Genomic DNA, 19,020 nt, shown 5'->3' on the forward strand with positions numbered 1-19,020 from the left:
CTAGATTTTTGTTGTTAGAAGAGTGAGTACACTCCATCCTAACAGCTTTTTTTGCTAGAGTAAGCGAACAACAATAAGGAAAAGAGTAACAAAGTTTGTCAGTGGCTATCTCGTGCTAAAAACCGCTGCCAATGAATGTGGGAATTAATAACCCGGAGCTGTTGCAGCACCTTATTTAACAAGGCTATATCGTTAAAGTTATCATGGGGGTAATCATTAAAGCCCATTAAGTAATTGAAGCAGTCTTTAGAGCCTGCTTGCAGGGCATAAATACGAATTTGCTGTTCAAAGTTAAGCCGCAAACTACTAATCGCGGTTTTCATTCCGAGTTGATCCACGGAAGGAATTGCACATTTTTGCAAATACCCCGCACGTTCGCCCTCGCCTGAAAACCAAATGCGTACTTTTTCACTGTAGCGTCCTGTTTTTGCTGGGAGGTCAAACAGTAAACGTGTGTGTTTTTGCGCTTTTACGTAGGCTAAATAATCATTAAGTCCGGCCTTAATAAGGGCGTTATGTACAGGAATTAAACGGGGTTTAATTTTACCATGAGTATGAAAGCTAAAGCAGAGAATGCTATTTTTAACCACCAAGTCATCTAGGGTTAAATAGCCAATTTCATCACTGTAAGCGCCACTGTAGTACGCAATTAAAGGCAGCCAAAAGTGCCAGTGCTTAGCTTGTTCGCGGGCAAGCCGAGTATCACTATAAATATATCCGGTATAGAGCGTATGCAGCTCCATAGCTGAGAATGGACGACGACCAAGATGGGTTTTCAACGCAGTACCTTGACAGTTTTTATTATTTTATACCCCAACTAATCGTTGTTGTTAATTGGGGGTGTGCCAGCAAATAAACAGTTAAAACTTATTCACTTAAAGCGCGAGCTAAACCAACTGGTTCAATTTCTACACACACTTGATCGTCATTCCAATTTAAACCAACTAATGCATCATCCGATTTAAGGTCTTCAACCCAATCATCTAAAAATTCATCTAGATTGATTTCTACCGGACTATAGTCTTTCCACTCTTCTTTACACTGCTCTTTTGCTGCGTCTTCTGATTCCCACAGTAAAAGTACATCGGTGTCGTCAAACTGATTTGATTCACATACAACAAAGCCACCATCTTGTGCACCCAGTGCCCAGATCTGTTCACTAACACGTACTTTTTCTACAAAGCTAACTAGTTGTGATTCAATTTCGATATCGCTCATGTGTTCACCTTTTAAAATTTGAGTCGAGGGTTGGTATTTTTAGCCGCTTGACGCTGACTAAACGCTTCATAAAACTTAACTAACTGCGATTGCGCGCTAAAATCAGTGAGTTCACGAAAGCAGATCCAATCTAGCAAGCAGTATAAACTGATGTTGAGGCATTCACAGCTTTTAAATTCATCATCGTTTAAATGATCATTTAAATAGTCTAAAGTTTGCGCAATTCGCTCATTTTGCAGATTAAAAAATAGTTTATCAGCTTGCGTGTCAAACCCAGAACGCTGACATATCAATAACTCAACCAATGAATCGTTACAGGCATTGATGCTAGTTAAAAAATGCTCTTGCGGCCAAGTTAGCGGGTTCTGCTGTGTTTTTTCAAGTAAGTAACGCAGTATATTGTTTGAGTCGCTTAAGTTAAGCGAGCCATCAATTAAGATAGGGATTTTAGCTGCCGGGTTGTGCGACATCATTAAAGAGCGGTCATCGCTTGAAAAAATGTCGAGATTTATAAACTCAAACTCACAGTTATTTTGTTGTGCCCAAATTCTGACACGGCGAACATAAGGGGAAGAAATAGAGCCAAGTAATTGCATATTGGGGCTTTTGCCAACTCCACATAAATAAAAAGCCGCTAATGCGGCTTTATTAATAAATCGATTTGCTTACTCTGAGCGGCTGGTTACTTCTAATAAATGGTAACCAAACTGTGTTTGAACAGGACCTTGTACTTGGTTAAGTGGCGCTGAAAAAACCACCTTATCAAACTCAGGAACCATCATACCAGGTCCGAACTCACCTAATGCGCCACCATCTTGACCTGAAGGGCAATTAGAGTGCAATTTAGCTAGCTCAGCAAAGTCTTCGCCTTGCTCAATTTTATCTTTAAGGTCTAAACATTGTGCTTCACTGTCTACGAGTATGTGCCTTGCACTTGCTACTGCCATAAAATCTCCTATTTATAAGTTTAGTTTTCTATCTACTAAGCAACATCTTAGTAAGGTTAAACTGAAAACACAAAATTAAAATGCACTTTTGATGGCGCTTTCTAATTTTGCTGAATCGGGTTTGACGCGGCTGTTAAAGCGAGTCACTGATTGACGATCTGCCGAAACCACGTATTTATAAAAATTCCAGTTAGGTGAACTAGTTTTTGCATTTAAGTGCTTGAAAATAGGGTTGGCATCGCTGCCACGCACTGCGCTGGTGGCTAACATAGGGAAAGTAACGCCGTAATTTACATAACAGACTTTAGCCGTATCTTTTTCGTCATTTTCTTCTTGAAAAAAATCGTCAGATGGAAAACCGAGCACCACTAAGCCTTGCTCTTTATATTTTTTGTATAGCGTTTCTAGCCCTTCAAACTGAGAAGTAAAGCCGCAATTGCTGGCAGTGTTAACAATCAACAGTGGCTTATTTTTAAATTCACATAGATTAAGCGTTTCGGTTGAACGAAGCTTTCTCAGTGACACATTTGTGAAGTCATCGCAGGTATCTGTCTTTGCTGAAGGGCTATTAGTGTCTGCTGCATTGGTGGTTACAGATACACAGCCTAGAGCCAATGTTAATCCGAATATTAATTTTCTTATCATGCGGTTACCTTGAATGCTATTCGATGGGTGTTTATGTAACTTATCATACGCTACTATAGACAAAATTGATCAATTTTACTTATTTTCTATGACTATACGTTTAGCAAAACCTGATGATTTAACTGCTATTGTTGCCATTTACAATGAAACTATCCCTAGTCGAATGGTGACCGCCGATACCGAAGAAGTAACCGTTGCTGACAAACAACCTTGGTTTGATAGCCATACAGCTCAAAGACCTATTTTTGTTTACTGCGAAAATGACCAAGTACTAGCGTGGGTAAGTTATAAATCGTTTTATGGGCGCCCAGCTTACGATGGCACCGTTGAACTAAGCATCTACATTACATCAGCAGCCCAAGGAAAAGGGTTGGGTAAAAAGTTGATGCAATTTGCACAACAACAAGCACAAAAGCTCGATATTGAAGTGTTACTCGGGTTTATTTTTAGCCATAACGAACCAAGCATTAAATTATTTAAGCATTTTGATTTTGCAGTATGGGGAGAGTTGCCCAATGTTGCAAGGATGGATAACCAGCTGTACAGCCTGACTATTTTTGGTAAGCATTTAATGTAATCCCATAACCATAGGCAAGCAAAAATTACATTTATGTAGACGATTATGCCAAACCAAAAATTCTATACTATGCTGAAAAGGTGTTTAATTAATTCTTAAAAGTGTACATAAATGGCGCAAAAAATACTTATTATTGATAGCAGTAGCATGATTGCTATGCGCTTAAAAGTACTGCTTGAGCTAATTGGTTGTGAAGTTGAATTAGTTCATTATTCTATGTTTGATCAAAGCAGCAACATAGATGCGTACGATATGCTTGCCTTTTCACAAGGGACACCAACAAATCTGGTTGCTTCGTTGGTAAAACAAGCAACCCGACAATCATTTTTACTTTTAGCTCCCAAGGCTGAAAGTGGTGAATTGCTTGATGCATTTGGTAAATTAAATGAGCTTGTTCCAGATGCCACTATTATTTATCCATTTTTTTCTAATAAAGAAATCACTTCATTTATTGAAGAACTATTAGAAATAGGCCCTGATCATATTTTTAAACTGCCTACAATTTTGTTGGTTGATCATGTTAGTGAGCGTTTAGAAATGCTAAAAAGTAGTTTAGTGGGTGCACATATAGAGGTATACACAGCTACGAATCATGATGAGGCACTTAATATTGCTAAACTCAGAATGATTGATATTTTAATTAGTGATTTTAGTTTAAAAGAAGGGCTTGGCTTAGATATATTTACCAGCCTTAAGCAGATACAGCCGCATAGCCGCTGCTTATTATTAACCTCGCGTCCTGCTCAGGTTTCTATGATTGAAGCAATTCGCCAAGGTGTTGAAGACGTTTTAATTAAGCCACTCGATGACAACGTTTTATTACAAGCAGTACATAAGTTGTGGCAAACCGAATTGCTAAAACGTCATAACGCAGAGCTAGTTGAAAGGCTACAAGATACAGTCGATGTACTTATTGAAAAAGACAGTTTGCTGCAAGTGATTTTTAAAAATACCCCCGATCCAATCTTACTTTTTGAACGTAAAGGCAAAATAGTAGAGGCTAACGACGCGTGCTTAAAGCTGTTTAATTTACCGTTTAAAAAGCTCATTGCTCACTCGTTATTTCACTTTTTAGATGACGATTCAGTAAAGGCAATAAAAGATAAAATATCGACTTTAAACAGTAATCGGCAATTTAGTTGCGACTTACACCTAGTCAATAAAGATGGGAGTAAAATTCCACTTGTCGGCTCATTTAATGAAATTGATCATCATGGTGAGATAGCATTAGCGGTTATTTTTAAAAACGTAACCCATTTAAAACAAAAAGAAGATTTATTACTTGAGGCCAAAGACCTTCTAGAAGAGCAGGTTAGAGCGCGGACTTCGCAACTTGAGCATGCGAAAAACATTGCTGAAGCAGCTAATTTAAGCAAATCAGAGTTTTTGGCGAATATGTCACATGAGCTAAGAACCCCTATGCATTCTATACTAAGTTTTTCACGCTTTGGTATCGGTAAGCTTCAAGATGATGATTTTAGTAAAGATAAACTTTTAAAATACTTAACCCGAATTGAATCAAGTGGACAAAGGCTGCTTTCTTTACTTAACAATTTACTAGATTTGTCGAAATTAGATGTAGGTAAATTCCCATTTAACCCGCGAGCATGCGATTTAACGACTATTGTTAAAACAAGTATTGATGATGTGTCCGGAATTGCCATAGAAAAAGATATTAAAATTGCATTTAAATCAGATAACCCACCAGTTATAGCGCAATGCGATGAAGAGCAAATTAATCAGGTACTTAGAAACGTATTGAGTAATGCATTAAAATTTAGCGAAGAACATAGCACTATCGAAGTTGCATTGGAAACAGACAGTGGGTGTGCAAATATTGAAGTAATAGATAGCGGAATAGGCATACCAGAAGACGAGCTTGAAACTGTTTTTCAAAAATTTGTGCAAAGCAGCAAAACAAATAGTGGCGCAGGGGGGACAGGATTAGGACTTACGCTGTGCCGTGAATTTGTTTCTTTACATCAAGGAACTATAAAAGCCTGTAATAACGAACTTGGTGGGGCAACCATTAGCATTCAGGTTCCTTTGGAAATAAACCTCGATGAATATTTAGCCGATGAGCAATTAGTGAAAAATGGTAGCTAATAACCGAATTGTTTTAATGAACACGATTTATATGGACGAAAAATTATGGCTTTAACTAAAATTCTTGCAGTCGACGATGAACCATTTAACCTCGAAATAATAGAAGAAATCCTAGAGGAATTAGATTTTGAACTTAAGCTGGCTTCGAGTGGCCCGGAATGCTTGAGCATGGTTGAAGAGTATATGCCGCAGGTTATCTTACTTGATGTAAGCATGCCAAAAATGAATGGTTACGAAGTATGTAAAGAGCTCAAAGCGAACCCTAAAACACAAGATATTATAGTGATGTTTGTATCGGCAAGGGGGACTGTTGAGGAACGTATGGAAGGTTATTCAGTAGGTGCTGAAGACTATATTGTAAAACCGTTTGGGCACGATGAGCTTAAGCAAAAGCTGAATAAGTTAAATCAAGTATTAATAGAAAAACAACAGCTTGAAAAGCAAGTAAAAGAAGCAACCTCAACCGCTTTTAATGCTATGGCAAATAGCAGTGAAATGGGTCAGATAGTTAACTATATTGAAAATATCGGTTTTATCAACGATGTAGAGGAGTTAGGTAAGGCATTAGTGGAGTGCTTACAGACATTTGGTCTACAAAGTAATATTGAATTTAGATGTAACGACACCAAATCGCACTTTGCTTTAAACGGTGTGTGTTCGCCGATTGTGATTGAGTTATTTGAAATGCTTAAAAACAAAGGTAGGTTACATGAGTTTTCTCATCGTATTTTGGTTAATTACGAGTTTGTCAGTTTATTGATTTTGAATATGCCAGAACAAGATGAGCAGAAGCATGGGCGTATACGTGATCATATTTGTTTTATTGTAAGTGTAACCGAACAGCAATTGCGCGCTATTACTACTAAGAAAATGTTGGTTTCGCAGCAAGAGCGATTAAACAAAGTGGCGAGTACTGTTCACAGTAAATTTCATAGTTTAATTGGATTGCTTAACGATAGCCGGATAAATAACGAAAAAGTATTTAAACAACTTCAAGAGGAGTTAGAAGAGCGAATCCCAACCATGGGACTAGATGAAGACCAGGAAGTGTTTATTTACAAAAAGGTCGACGAAACGATTCAAAATTCGGTGGCACGCCAAGAATCTGTTGATCAGGTTAAAAAAGCGTTCGCAGAGATAGAGCAAGATCTCGCTTTATTGTTGAAAGGCTAAAGGTGCGGGCTACGGGCTGCGAGACGCGGGGTAAATTCCTTACTACGATTGGACAAATTAACTTGTAGCAGCGGTTTTATGTCGCGTCTTTTAAAGGTTAAAAACGAAAGGTATGAGTAACAGGTTAACTAAGAGCTGTACTTTAATAGTAGCTTCTTATTTACTCCTCATTCTCTTCTCTGTGTTAAATTAGATGTTAGTAAATTATGCACAAAGAGGGCTAAGAGTTCATAGAGAAAGTGATTACATAAAAAGGTAAAAGGTTTACGCGTCTCTGGGGAGGCCTTTTTCGACAATACGAATTAATCGTGCTGTTTTGCGTAGCTTTTGCCTTTGTTTATCGTGTTGCTGGGCGAGTGCCCAATTTATATGTTCACCCACCAGGTCACTGACCGCTTGGCGCTTATCTTCGAGTGCAGCAATAATTGCCGGGCTAAAATCTGCGTTACCTAAGCCAACGGCTATATTTCGTAGCCAACGTTCATGGCCAATGCGGCGGATTGGACTGCCCTCGGTATTTTTTAAAAAGGTAGTTTCATCCCAAGCAAATAACTCGAGTAAATCTTTGTTTTTTAATTGTGTACGAGGATGAAAGTCAGCCTCATCAGTAATTTTTCCGTAGCGGTTCCATGGGCATACCAATTGGCAATCGTCACAGCCATAAATGCGATTTCCCATTAATGTTCTGTATTGCTCAGGAATAGCGCCTTGATGCTCTATAGTTAAATACGAAATACACTTACGCGCATCAACCACATAAGGTTCTACAATAGCACCAGTGGGGCATAGTGTTATGCAGGCAACGCATTTGCCGCAGCCCTCAAAAGTGTTTTCGTTATCAATAGGTAAAGGTAAGTCGACAAAAAGCTCACCTAAAAAGAACCAAGAACCCGCCTCTTTATTTATTAATAAAGAATGCTTTCCGCGCCAGCCTAATCCCGCTTTTTCAGCGAGTTGACGTTCAAGTACAGGGGCTGAATCAACAAAAGGCCTAAAGCTATAGTCACCCACATATTGTTCAATTTTTTTACCTAACTGTTTGATCCGGTTGCGCATCAACTTATGATAGTCACGGCCAAGGGCATATCGACTGATATAGGCTTTTTCGGTATTTTTAAGGTTTTTGGCAAAGCCAGAATCAGGTGGGAGGTAATTCATTTTAACTGAAATAACCCGCTGTGTTCCGGGTATTAGCTCATTAGGGCGAGCACGCTTCATACCATGGGCTGCCATATAATCCATTGAGCCATGAAAACCCGCATCAAGCCATCGCTGCAGCTGTGCTTCATGCTTAGTTAAATCAATGTCAGTAATACCCACTTCACTAAAGCCAAGTTCTTGACCCCATAGCTTTATTTGCTGGGCTAGCTGTTCATAATTTAGATTGACGTCGCTCACATGCTTCACACAGTTATATTATAAGCCGCGTAATTTAGCATAATCGCGGCTTGGGTAAAACTAGGGTCTGTTGACTTTTGCGGATTGAAATTTGTTCAAACTAGGGGCGATTTAATCGCGGCGCGAGGTTTGTAACCTAGTGGGCTAAGTAAAAACCGAGCAACAAAGAGTTAATTGCCCCTAGGCAGAACCCTTCGGGCAGCGCCTGTTTGGCATTGATGCTGCGTTATCGCCTATTTATGGGGAATAACCACACCACATAGGCCCTGCCTTGCCTAAATATCAAACAGACTGCTGCAAATTTAACCTTGAAAGATCAGCAGACCCTAGCCTACAAAACGCTTTAACTGTTGTTGGGTTTGTTGACTTAGTTTTTGTGATTGCTCAGAGTCATGCAATGCGGTGTCTATTTGTTGTTTTGCTTGTTCGCCAAGCGCCACAATTTGTTCAACCGATTCATGGGTTTGATTTTGTGTATCTTCAAGTAAATGAACTGCGTTAGCTATTTGCTGTAATTGCTGCTGATTATGCTCAAATTCATTGAGCATTTTTCCAAAACCTTCTGAGGTATCGTTGATTGCAGCTTGTGCGTTATTAGAGTGACTAATTAACTGCTGAGACTCTTTATTGGTTTCATTAACCAGCTCATTCATTTGGGTAATAAAATCACTAATTTGGCGGGTTGCATCACTTACTTTAACCGATAGGGTGCGAACTTCATCGGCAACCACGGCAAAACCTCGCCCAGCTTCTCCGGCGCGCGCTGCTTCAATTGCCGCATTAAGCGCTAATAAATTAGTTTGATCAGAAAACTCTTCTACCATTTTTAAAATGCTACGAATGTTTTCACTATTCTCTTTTAAGCCTGCAATCGTTTTAGAAAAACTACCCAGCATTTCATTAATAAGTCTCACCTGTTCAACCAGTTTTGACAGTTCGCTCGCAGAGAGCTTAACAAAACTAAGATGTTCATTATTTACCTGATGTACGCTATCAGTGTTACTTACTATATCTTGTAGGCTTTGGGTAATTTGGTTGCTGGCATTAATTATGGTGTGGCTTAAGTTAATTTGCTGTTCGCTTAGCTGCTCTGTGTGCTGCATTGATTGCGTTACTTGGCTATTACTTTGCACGCTTTCCTGAGCGCTGCTGTAGGTCGTACTTAATAAGCTGTTTAAATGCGTAGTAAACTGATTATATTGTTCACTTAAATCTCTAAATTCATCAAAAGTAAAATGAGGAAGTTTGGCAGCTAAGTTGGCATCTTGTTGATTAATATTAATCAACGTATCGCGCATGGCTTTTACCGGGCGCACAATTAAAAAGCGCATATAAAAAATAGTAAATATAAAACCGGCAACAATCAGCAGGGTTAATGCCCAAAATAGCCCTGTGCTTTGTTGATTTTCAGAGAGGCTACTGTGTAACCAAAATAATGTAATAGCTTGAAATAAAAATACAAAGCTTAAATTACCCACTATTTTTCGGGTTAAAGTAAAAAATAGAGTTTGTTCTAAAAAATTATAAATACGCATGTAGCTACTCATTAAATAGTGACCTACTAAATTATTGTTTTTATAGCATAAATAGCAATTAAATAATTAGTTATAGTTCATTTAATTGCGCCAAAAAATGCTTAGTTCGTTCAGGGTCGTTAGTAAAAATGCCATCAACACCACAGGCAAGCATCAGTTTAATATCTTCAACTTCATCTACGGTGTAGGCAAACACCTGTAAGCCGCGCAGTTTGGCATCGTCAACAAACGACTTGTTCATAAAGTTTTTGTCAACATGAATGCTAAAGGCCTGTAAGTCTTCAGCAAACTTCGCATACTGCAATGGAATTGATGCAGTAAGTGCGCCAATTTTAAGCCAAGGCAAGCGGTTCTTTAGCCAGTGTAGTTGATGATGATTAAATGATGAAACTAAAATATTGTCTGCTGATATCTTATTTGCAGTAATATTCATTTCTAGTTGCGCAGCAAACTTTTCTAGTTCAAAAGTATGTTTTAGCTCTAAATTAAGTAAGGTTTGGTTGCTATTCCAGTCAATTAGTTGTTGTAGGGTAGGCACTTGCTCACCATTTCCCGCATCAAATTGTTGAATTTGCTGAGCGCTTAGGTCGCACACTTTACCTTTACCATTAGTGGTTCTATCTAGGTAGGTATCATGAATAATCACGTAGTCATCAAGTGCGCTTTGTACATCAACCTCAATGCCATCTACATTTGCTTTTAACGCCGCCATAATGGCGCTATGTGTATTTTCAGGAAAGTGTGTGCTTGTGCCTCTATGAGCAAATATTTTCATGGCTGCTTTTTCCGTGAGATTGACCAAGTTTCAAAGCACGCAGCACTAACAATCAGTGCACCACCAATCAGGGTCATCACTGAGGGGCGTTCGTGCAAAATAATTATAGCCAGTATTGTGCCATAAAGGGGCTGTAAGCAAGAAATCAATCCAGCGGTCGCTGCTGATAAATGTTTTAAACTCGCTGCAAATAACGAATGCGGCATCGCAGTAAACACCACACCGGCGATAAGCAACAATATTAAATCAGTATCATTAATTTGTGTTATGGGTACTTCAATAAATGTACATAGCATCAGGCTTGCCACTAACGTTTGATAAAACATGGTTTGCGGTCCACCATACTCACTAAAGTAGCGTTTATGGGTAATATTACGAATAGCAAAAAACAACGCTGATACCACCCCCGTCACCACACCTAAAGTGATGTCATCGCCTAAATTAACGTTAGGGATCAATAAATAAATGCCAATAATCACCACCACAGCGCTTATTATATCTTTTGCTTTGGGCTTACTTTTATTAAATAGGGGCTCTAAAAATACCGTGATCACGGGATAGGTAAAAAAAGCTAACATGCCCACGGTAATTCCTGCCAATTGCATGCCTGCAAAGTAGGTTACCCAGTGAATACCTACGGCAACGCCTAATAAAATGGCAATCACATAATCTTTGGCGTGATGCAGCTTAATTGGTTTTTTTTGCAAAGTCAGTAGCACACAAATTGCCACCCCAGCGATAGCCGCGCGATAAGCGGTAATATCTAATGCATTCAAACCAATTAGCTTTGCGAATAAGGCGGTGCCGCCAAATAAAAGGACAGCAATATGTAAGTAAATTAAGCTTTGTTGTTGGGACTGCATGACGTTTCCTTGCGCTGCTTTTAATGCAGTTTAACATTACTATTAATTACTTAAGATGAAATTTTTAAAAGCCTTAATAATTAATATGCAATTATTTAGGGGATTAATTTTTTAAGTGTAATAGCGATTGTAAAATCAAAACTACGCGTTACTATGCTGTTTATAACTATAAAAGTAACGAAAAGTGCTAAAAGCGCAGCTAAATGCACTCAAAGAGGCTCGAATGACCGCATTAATAAAGATTACCACTGAGCAAAGCGTGGCAATACTTACCATGAATACCGCTGAAAACCGCCATAACCCTAGTTTTATAGCTGAACTTAATCAACACTTAGATAGCATAGAAGCCAATGGCGATATTAACGCCGTAGTATTAACCTCAAGCAGCGATAAAAGCTGGTCATTGGGAATAGATTTACAGTGGATGGCAAGTTCAGATAACACGCCTACAGTTATTGCCGATTTTATGGATTCGATAGGGCAGTTATTTAAACGCATAGTGACGTTTCCTATGCCTATCATTGCTGCATTAAACGGTCACACTTATGGTAATGGCTCGGTGTTGGCATGTGCCTGTGATTTTCGGTTTATGAAATCGGACAAAGGCTTTTTCTGCTTTCCTGAAGTTGATGTACTGGTACCGTTTGTACCGTCTATGTTTCCGATTATTAATAAAGCGATTAATCCTCAATTTTTTAACCGCTTAGCTATGACTGGCGAGCGTGTTGATGCGCAAAAATTGTTACAACAAAATGTGGTAGAAGCAATTTTTGCTGATGAGCAAGCCTTGCAAGCGGGTGTGTTAGAGTTTGCGCAAAGCTTTAATAAAAATCGTTGGATATACGCTCAAAACAAAACCCAAATGAACAAACCAATACTCGATGTTATGGCTGCACAAGACTCGGCTTTTATTGAAAACATCAGCACGCTATTGTGGAAGAAACTACAGCAAAAGTAAGCTGTTTTTATAAAAGTGAGTAAACATAACTACAGTTAATTTACTCACTTTCATGTGCATTAATTAAGTAGGTGTTAAGTGTTATTTAGCTACATTGCTACAAAATGCAAAAGCTAATAACGCTTTATTAAAAGTTTAATGGCTTTTACCTGTCTCATTTCGAGTATATGAGTTAAAATGCTTACATAACCAACTAACAAGATAGTGAATGTCAAACCAAGATCCAAATCTCAGTCGAGAACAAGAAAAGTACGAAAACCCAGTCCCTAGTCGTGAGTTTATACTTACTCACCTTCAAGAGCGTTCAAAACCTGCTAATTACACGCAACTATGCGAAGAACTCGCGGTCAACGATGAAGAACGACAAATAGCATTTAAGCGCCGACTTCGTGCCATGGAGCGCGACGGGCAATTGTATTTTAATAAATTTAAATGTTATGCCCTGATTGACGAAGCCGGTTTAACCAAAGGCAAAGTTGTCGGTCACAGAGACGGTTTTGGCTTTTTAGAAGTTGAAGGCGAGAGCAAAGACTGGTTTATTGCTAAGCATCAAATGAATATGGTGCTACATGGCGACATTGTTCTTGCGAAAGGCACTAAGCGTGGTTCAGGCTCAAAATGCGATGCCCGTATTATTAAAGTGCTTACTAATGAACGAGCGCCTATTGTTGGCCGCTATTTTGTTGAGCATGGTATTGCCGTTGTGGTTGCTGAAGATCCGCGCATTACCCAAGATATTATTATTTTACCGGGTAACGAAAAAGGCGCACGCCACAACCAGATGGTGCAAGTGCAAATAACTCAAAACCCAAGCCGCAATATGAATGCGGTAGGTAAAGTGATTGACGTACTGGGCGAGCATTTAGCGCCGGGTATGGAAATTGAAGTTGCGCTGCGTAATCACGATATTCCACACGTGTGGCCTGAAGAAGTTGAGCAGCAAGTTGCCCACTTAGGTGAATTTGTTGAAGAAGCCGATAAGCAAGGCCGTGTTGATTTACGCGGCTTACCACTTGTCACTATTGATGGCGAAGACGCTCGCGACTTTGATGATGCAGTTTATTGTGAGCCTAAAAAATCAGGTGGCTGGCGTTTATGGGTAGCCATTGCCGATGTATCCCATTATGTAGGTATGAACACGCCGCTTAACAAAGAAGCGATAGAGCGCGGTAATTCAGTGTATTTCCCTGAGCAAGTTATTCCAATGCTGCCAAAAGTATTGTCTAACGGTTTGTGTTCGCTTAACCCTGAGGTTGATCGCTTGTGTATGGTTGCAGAAATGACCGTATCGCAAGAGGGTAAGCTGTCGGGCTATAAGTTTTACGAAGCACTAATGAATTCGCATGCTCGTTTAACCTACACCAAAGTAAATGCCATTTTACAAAATGACGAAAAGCTCCGTAAAGAATACGCAGCTGTAGTGCCACATTTAACTGACTTACAGCAAATGTACATGGCATTAAAAGCAGCACGCCAAGAGCGTGGTGCAATTGAATTTGAAACACTCGAAACCCGTTTTGTATTTAACGCACAGCGTAAAATAGAATCTATTGTGCCAGTTATTCGTAACGATGCGCACAAGCTGATTGAAGAATGTATGATTTTAGCCAATGTATCGGCGGCTAAATTACTTGAGAAACACGAAGCAAGTGCGTTATTTAGGGTGCATGATGAACCTGATAGCGAAAAACTAGGTAACTTTACTCAGTTTTTAACTGAGTTGGGTATTGAGAGCACGCTAAGCGATGAACCTACCCCGAAAGAGATCACTCAAGTGTTGGCTCGTTTAGGGGATCGTCCTGAGGCTGAACTTATTCAAACTATGCTACTGCGCTCAATGAAGCAAGCGGTATATCAGCCAGATAACATAGGTCACTTTGGTTTAGCATTATCAGCTTATGCGCATTTTACCTCGCCAATTCGCCGTTACCCCGATTTAGTGGTACACCGTGCAATTAAAGCGGTGTTAAAAGCGCAAGGCCAACAAACGTCAGGTGAATATGCCTACAGCGATGATGAAGTCGATCAACTTGGTGAGCAGTGTTCTACCACTGAGCGCCGCGCAGATGATGCCACCCGTGAAGTAGCCGATTGGCTAAAATGTGAATACATGCAAGATCATGTAGGCACGGAGTTTAACGGGGTTATTTCATCGGTTACTAATTTTGGTTTATTTATTCGTTTAGATGATTTGCAAATTGATGGATTAATTCATGTTACCAATTTAGGTGATGAATACTTCCAACATGATGCGGCTAAACATTGCTTGGTGGGTGAACACACACATACGGTTTATCGTTTAGGCGATAAAGTAACTGTACAAGTTGCCTCGGTAAGCTTAGATGATCGCCGAATTAACTTAACGTTTAAAGGCGATGTGGCTCAAGATCGTTATGCGCGTCGTCGTGCGCCAAAAAAGAATGCCCCAGCAAGTGTTCGCTCGCAACTTAAAGCCGGTAAAATACCGGGTAAAAAGTCAGCAAGCGACAGTAAAAAACCAAAAGATGGAAAAAAGCCTGCAAGTAAAACTAAAGCAGCGGGTAAATCTAAAGTAACAGCGGATGACACCACCGCGAAGAAAAAAACCAAAAAGAAAGCGGTCAAAAAGCCTAAAAGACCAGGTAAAAATGCCCGTAAACGTAGTAGCCCAGGAGCAAACAATTCGTGAGTAATGAATTAATTTTTGGCTTTCACTCTGTTGAAGCAATTTTAGCAAAAGAGCCAGAGCGCTTTATAGAAATATACGCCCTTAAGGGACGTGATGATAAGCGTTTATCGCCTGTGATTGAGCAAGCGCGTCAGTTTGGTATTTCAGTACAGTTTATGCAACGAAAAGCGCTTGATAACAAAGCGAAAGATGAACAGCATCAAGGTATTATCGCCAACGTAAAAGCGGCGCGAGTGTTTAATGAAAAAGATCTCGATGAGATCATTGAACGCGAAGACACGCCATTTTTACTGGTACTTGATGGCATTACCGATCCGCATAATTTAGGCGCTTGCTTACGTAGTGCCGATGCAGCGGGTGTACATGCGGTGATTGTTCCTAAAGATAAATCAGCAAAGCTTAATGGCACAGCACGTAAAGTGGCCTGTGGCGCAGCAGAAACGGTACCGCTTATTCAGGTAACTAACCTTGCACGTACATTACGTGAAATAAAAGACGCGGGCGTTTGGGTTGTAGGTACTGCCGGTGAAACCGACACACATGTATTTGATGCCAGCTTAACAGGCCCAATGGCGATTGTGATGGGTGCTGAAGGCGAGGGCATGCGCCGCTTAACACGTGAGCATTGTGATGTGCTCGTTAAAATCCCAATGGCAGGCACGGTTTCAAGTTTAAATGTATCGGTAGCAACCGGCATTTGTTTATTTGAAGTGTTACGCCAGCGCGCAGAAACAAATTAAGCCTAAGCCTAACTAGCCTAAGTTCAGGCTAATTACATAGGGATTATAGGCATTAAAAAGCCGAGATTGATTACATCAACCTCGGCTTTTTTGTATTTTTAAGTTAGCGCTTTATTAAAAGCTGTAAGAGTAACCCATTTGTACTGAGCGTGGCTTACCAGGTTGAATACCGCCATTTGCGCGGTTAGCAATGTAGGTTTTATCAAACAGGTTATCAACGCTTAGGTATACTTTTTGATTTTCATCAATTAAGTACTTAGCAGCTAAATCCCATACAACACGGCTATCAATCGCATTTAAACCTGAGTCAGAAAGGTCAGCATGTGCATCCGATACGTAACGTATTTGGCTGTTAACAACAAAGTTATTCACTTCGGCGCCAAATGATAAAGCAACTTGGTTTTCTGGAACGTAAGGCATTGCATCGCCTTTTTCTACAGAGCCCCAAATTTCTGAATCAAATGTGTTTTTAAACTCTGAATCAGTGTAGGTGTAAGTCAGTTTAACTGGGAACGCTACTGATGCAGTATTAAACGTACGACCAGCGCTAAATTCAAAGCCTGATACTTCTACTTCACCGTAGTTGTATTGGTCGCCAATGTTGTCGTCGCTACAACCTACTGATGCGGTACAGTTACCATGCATGTTGTCGTAATCAGAGTAGAATGCAATCACTTCACCGTTAAAGCCGTTTGCATTAAAACGAGAACCAAACTCAATGTTGACGCTTTCTTCTTCGTCTTGGTCAGCATTGCCTGGCGCTGCGGGTGCATAACCTTTTTGAATGCCTGCAAGTAACGTTACGTTGTCGTTAAGTGTGTAAGTAGCACCTAAAGACGGTACTAAAATTTCAGTATCGTTTGAAATGTCTTTCGTTAAGCCTTGGCTACGAGTTGGATCTGATTTAGCCCATTCTTCACGGGTAATAGTAATGTCTTCATAACGCAGACCTGCACTCACTACTAATGCATCCATTGTCCATTCGTCTTGAATAAATAGGGTGCTTGCTTTTGCGCTGTCTAAGCGATTGCTATTAGAGCCAGGTGCGCCTTGCGAAGTAAGAGTCATGCTTAAATCTTGATTAAGCGTGTATTTGTCTTCCCACTGGAAACGATCCATTTCATCTTCGTGGTAACGTACGCCAACTGTAATGTAGTGATCGCCCGCTGGAATGTGTAATTCAGACTGCACACCTTTAGCTTGGTAGTCGCGGTTATTAGCTTTAACACCGATGTTTTCGATACCTTCAGCCGTTGGGTTTGCTTCAAATTCACTGTATTGCTCAAGGTAGCTTTCGCTTACTTTACTGGCTTTGTACCAGTTACGGTGGAAGTCATTTAAGTAAGCGGTTGCTAAAAATTCGTAACCTTCACCAAAGCGGTATGCATAGTTTACCTGGTATGCATTATGACGGGTGTTCATCTCATCATTTTGCGATGCCGCATAACGACGGTTAGGATTTTCTTGGTAATCGGCGTTAGTTAAGCCCATGTACGTTTCGTCTGATGTTTCTTCAGAGTACTTAGCTTTAAACTCAATGTTGTGGGCATCGTTTTCACCAAAGGTATGGCCAAACTTTACCAGTACGTCATTTTTTTCAAAACCAGTGTTGTCATCGCCTACAGGTAATTCTTTAAAACCATCAGCGCCGTAAGAAAACACTTCAATTAAGCCAGCAGTGTTATTTTTTTCTTTAGCGAAGTAAGCGTGACCTTTATAGTAACCATCGCTACCAAGTGCCGCGTCAACCATACCCATAGAGCTATTTGCTTCAGTTGGTAAGCTGCGAGAAAGTAAATTTAATACACCACCGGTAGTGCGCGGGCCATATTTAACTGAGGCAGCACCTTTTAATACTTCAATAGACTCCATACGACCCATAGTTGGGAAGTAATAAGCCGATGGTGCAGAGTAAGGAGCCGGTGCAACGAGTACGCCGTCTTCCATTACTGAAATTTTATCGTTACGGCCAGTACCTGTGCCACGCATACCAATGTTAGGACGCAGACCATAGCCATCTTCTTCTTGAACGTATACACCTGGTACAGATGCTAATACGCGAGAAATATCGGTAAATTCGAATTTTTGCAATTCTTCATCAGAGATAAATGTAGCCGATCCTGGAATATCGTTAATTGCTGCTTGTGAGCCAATAACGGTAATTTGTTCAAAGTTGCGTTCAACGCCGCCGGCATCTTTGGCCATTGCTGTAGCACTTAAAGACAGCGCTACGGCTGCAGTTAACGAGGAAACTAAAAATTTATGTGACATTGATTACCCTAAAAATAGTTCAACTACTAAAATTGGCGTAATTTAAACATGTTAACGAATGAGAATCAATATTATTAAGTTTTAGTTATATTTACATTTGCCGTAAAAATACGCTATTTTTATAACATTTTTAACTAAGTGTTTATTCTAATCTTATAAAATTAGGATAATGTAATGGCTAGTGGCAGTTAATTTAACCTGAACTCTGTGTGGGATAGATTTATTATCCAGAGTTCAGGTTATTTAAGCAGTGGGATAGCCTAAGCGCAGCTTAATAAATTCGGCGAGTTTAAATACCGCGTTTTCAGGTTCGCTGGCGGTTTTTACTAAACTAATACCTATACTGCCAAGCGCAGGTAAATGTTTAGTGTGTAAGTGATAGGCTAAATCGTTAGGTACGGTACTTTTTGCGAGCACTGTTATGCCTAAGCCTTCTTTTAATGCGGCAATTAAACCGGTTAAATCGGCATTACTGTAAACAATACGATATTTAATGCCCGCTTTTTCAAGCGCCTGAGTTGCTCTGCGGCGGTAAATACAGCCTTCAGGTGCGGTCACTAAGGTTACGGTTTCATTTTGTGCCAGTGATAGGTCGCCCACCCACACTAATTGGTCTTGAATAAAAATAGGGAATTTTTCTGAGTCTAGTTGCTCGTTAAGCGCTAACACTAAATCAAATTGATCTTGGCGCTCATCAGAGAGTAGGTGTTTACTTAAACGTGATTTTACTTCAAGTGATACCTCGGGGTAGAGCGCCACAAAATCGCCAATAATGGAGGGCAAAATACGCGCGGCAAATTCGCTAGGGATCCCCAAGCGCACTTTACCGGTTACACTTTCTGAGGTGAACAACTGCAAAATGGCATCGTTATGCTGCACCATTTGCTTTGCCATCGGCAGTAATAACTCGCCATATTGGTTGAGCACTTGTCGTTGCCCCTGCTTTTTAAATAATTTATAGCCGAGTAAGTCTTCTAAGCGTTTTACTTGTAAGCTCACCGCAGGTTGCGAAAGGCCAAGTAAATCGCCTGCTTTGGCAAATCCACCAACCTCAACCACCATAACAAAAGTTCGTAAACTGTCGGTTGAAATATTTTTCATATTTAAAATTACTATTTATATGGCTATATATATAAGTATTATTTA

At 40.0% G+C, this 19,020-nt stretch carries 17 protein-coding genes; 6 read left to right on the plus strand and 11 right to left on the minus strand.

Annotated features, from left to right (window positions below; translation table 11 throughout):
• Window positions 1–98: 98 nt before the first annotated feature.
• The 5 genes from PUND_RS02510 to PUND_RS02530 form a co-directional block, all read right to left on the minus strand.
• The gene (locus PUND_RS02510) at window positions 99–779 is read right to left on the minus strand and encodes a site-specific integrase (RefSeq protein ID WP_008114784.1); all 681 of its coding nucleotides are present in this window, start codon (window positions 777–779) and stop codon (window positions 99–101) included.
• Between the two features lie 88 nt (window positions 780–867).
• A complete protein-coding gene (locus PUND_RS02515; protein ID WP_008114782.1) occupies window positions 868–1,218 on the minus strand; it encodes a DUF2750 domain-containing protein in 351 nt (116 codons plus the stop codon).
• Between the two features lie 11 nt (window positions 1,219–1,229).
• Complete coding sequence (locus tag PUND_RS02520; RefSeq protein ID WP_010390728.1) at window positions 1,230–1,814, minus strand: glutathione S-transferase family protein; 585 nt, start codon at window positions 1,812–1,814, stop codon at window positions 1,230–1,232.
• Between the two features lie 69 nt (window positions 1,815–1,883).
• On the minus strand, window positions 1,884–2,165 hold the full coding sequence (locus PUND_RS02525) for a peptidylprolyl isomerase (protein WP_008114778.1): 282 nt from the start codon (window positions 2,163–2,165) through the stop codon (window positions 1,884–1,886).
• Window positions 2,166–2,240: 75 nt separating this feature from the next.
• Window positions 2,241–2,810, minus strand: a complete 570-nt coding sequence (locus tag PUND_RS02530; protein WP_010390729.1) for a glutathione peroxidase — start codon at window positions 2,808–2,810, stop codon at window positions 2,241–2,243.
• 88 nt (window positions 2,811–2,898) lie between these two features.
• Here PUND_RS02530 and PUND_RS02535 point away from each other — a divergent pair, with 88 nt between their 5' ends.
• From PUND_RS02535 to PUND_RS02545, 3 genes are all read left to right on the plus strand, one after another.
• Window positions 2,899–3,387 (plus strand): GNAT family N-acetyltransferase, encoded by a 489-nt coding sequence (locus PUND_RS02535; RefSeq protein ID WP_041709196.1) that lies wholly within the window; start codon window positions 2,899–2,901, stop codon window positions 3,385–3,387.
• 111 nt (window positions 3,388–3,498) lie between these two features.
• Window positions 3,499–5,493, plus strand: a complete 1,995-nt coding sequence (locus tag PUND_RS02540; protein ID WP_010390731.1) for a sensor histidine kinase — start codon at window positions 3,499–3,501, stop codon at window positions 5,491–5,493.
• Between the two features lie 45 nt (window positions 5,494–5,538).
• Window positions 5,539–6,666: a response regulator gene (locus PUND_RS02545; protein ID WP_010390732.1), complete on the plus strand. Its 1,128-nt coding sequence runs from the start codon at window positions 5,539–5,541 to the stop codon at window positions 6,664–6,666.
• Between the two features lie 264 nt (window positions 6,667–6,930).
• Here the strand turns inward: PUND_RS02545 and queG are convergent, their stop codons facing one another.
• The 4 genes from queG to PUND_RS02565 all read right to left on the minus strand — a co-directional run bounded on the left by queG (window position 6,931) and on the right by PUND_RS02565 (window position 11,237).
• On the minus strand, window positions 6,931–8,064 hold the full coding sequence (gene queG / locus PUND_RS02550; RefSeq protein WP_010390733.1) for a tRNA epoxyqueuosine(34) reductase QueG: 1,134 nt from the start codon (window positions 8,062–8,064) through the stop codon (window positions 6,931–6,933).
• A 326-nt stretch (window positions 8,065–8,390) separates the two neighbouring features.
• A complete protein-coding gene (locus PUND_RS02555) occupies window positions 8,391–9,611 on the minus strand; it encodes a methyl-accepting chemotaxis protein (RefSeq protein ID WP_021033114.1) in 1,221 nt (406 codons plus the stop codon).
• Between the two features lie 58 nt (window positions 9,612–9,669).
• Entirely contained in the window at window positions 9,670–10,374 is a 705-nt protein-coding gene (locus PUND_RS02560; protein WP_010390735.1) for a glycerophosphodiester phosphodiesterase, read from the minus strand.
• Window positions 10,371–11,237 (minus strand): DMT family transporter, encoded by an 867-nt coding sequence (locus PUND_RS02565; protein WP_010390736.1) that lies wholly within the window; start codon window positions 11,235–11,237, stop codon window positions 10,371–10,373. Before PUND_RS02565 ends, PUND_RS02560 begins: the two co-directional genes overlap by 4 nt.
• Before the next feature lie 223 nt (window positions 11,238–11,460).
• Here PUND_RS02565 and PUND_RS02570 point away from each other — a divergent pair, with 223 nt between their 5' ends.
• The 3 genes from PUND_RS02570 to rlmB all read left to right on the plus strand — a co-directional run bounded on the left by PUND_RS02570 (window position 11,461) and on the right by rlmB (window position 15,603).
• Complete coding sequence (locus PUND_RS02570) at window positions 11,461–12,195, plus strand: enoyl-CoA hydratase/isomerase family protein (RefSeq protein ID WP_052024224.1); 735 nt, start codon at window positions 11,461–11,463, stop codon at window positions 12,193–12,195.
• 208 nt (window positions 12,196–12,403) lie between these two features.
• A complete protein-coding gene (gene rnr, locus PUND_RS02575) occupies window positions 12,404–14,863 on the plus strand; it encodes a ribonuclease R (protein ID WP_010390738.1) in 2,460 nt (819 codons plus the stop codon).
• Window positions 14,860–15,603 (plus strand): 23S rRNA (guanosine(2251)-2'-O)-methyltransferase RlmB, encoded by a 744-nt coding sequence (gene rlmB, locus PUND_RS02580; protein WP_008112440.1) that lies wholly within the window; start codon window positions 14,860–14,862, stop codon window positions 15,601–15,603. Before rnr ends, rlmB begins: the two co-directional genes overlap by 4 nt.
• Before the next feature lie 114 nt (window positions 15,604–15,717).
• Here the strand turns inward: rlmB and PUND_RS02585 are convergent, their stop codons facing one another.
• Window positions 15,718–17,874 (minus strand): TonB-dependent receptor family protein, encoded by a 2,157-nt coding sequence (locus PUND_RS02585; RefSeq protein ID WP_010390740.1) that lies wholly within the window; start codon window positions 17,872–17,874, stop codon window positions 15,718–15,720.
• Between the two features lie 243 nt (window positions 17,875–18,117).
• Complete coding sequence (locus tag PUND_RS02590) at window positions 18,118–18,975, minus strand: LysR family transcriptional regulator (RefSeq protein ID WP_008465324.1); 858 nt, start codon at window positions 18,973–18,975, stop codon at window positions 18,118–18,120.
• Window positions 18,976–19,020 lie beyond the last annotated feature (45 nt).

The organism is Pseudoalteromonas undina (assembly GCF_000238275.3).
GTDB lineage: Bacteria > Pseudomonadota > Gammaproteobacteria > Enterobacterales > Alteromonadaceae > Pseudoalteromonas > Pseudoalteromonas undina.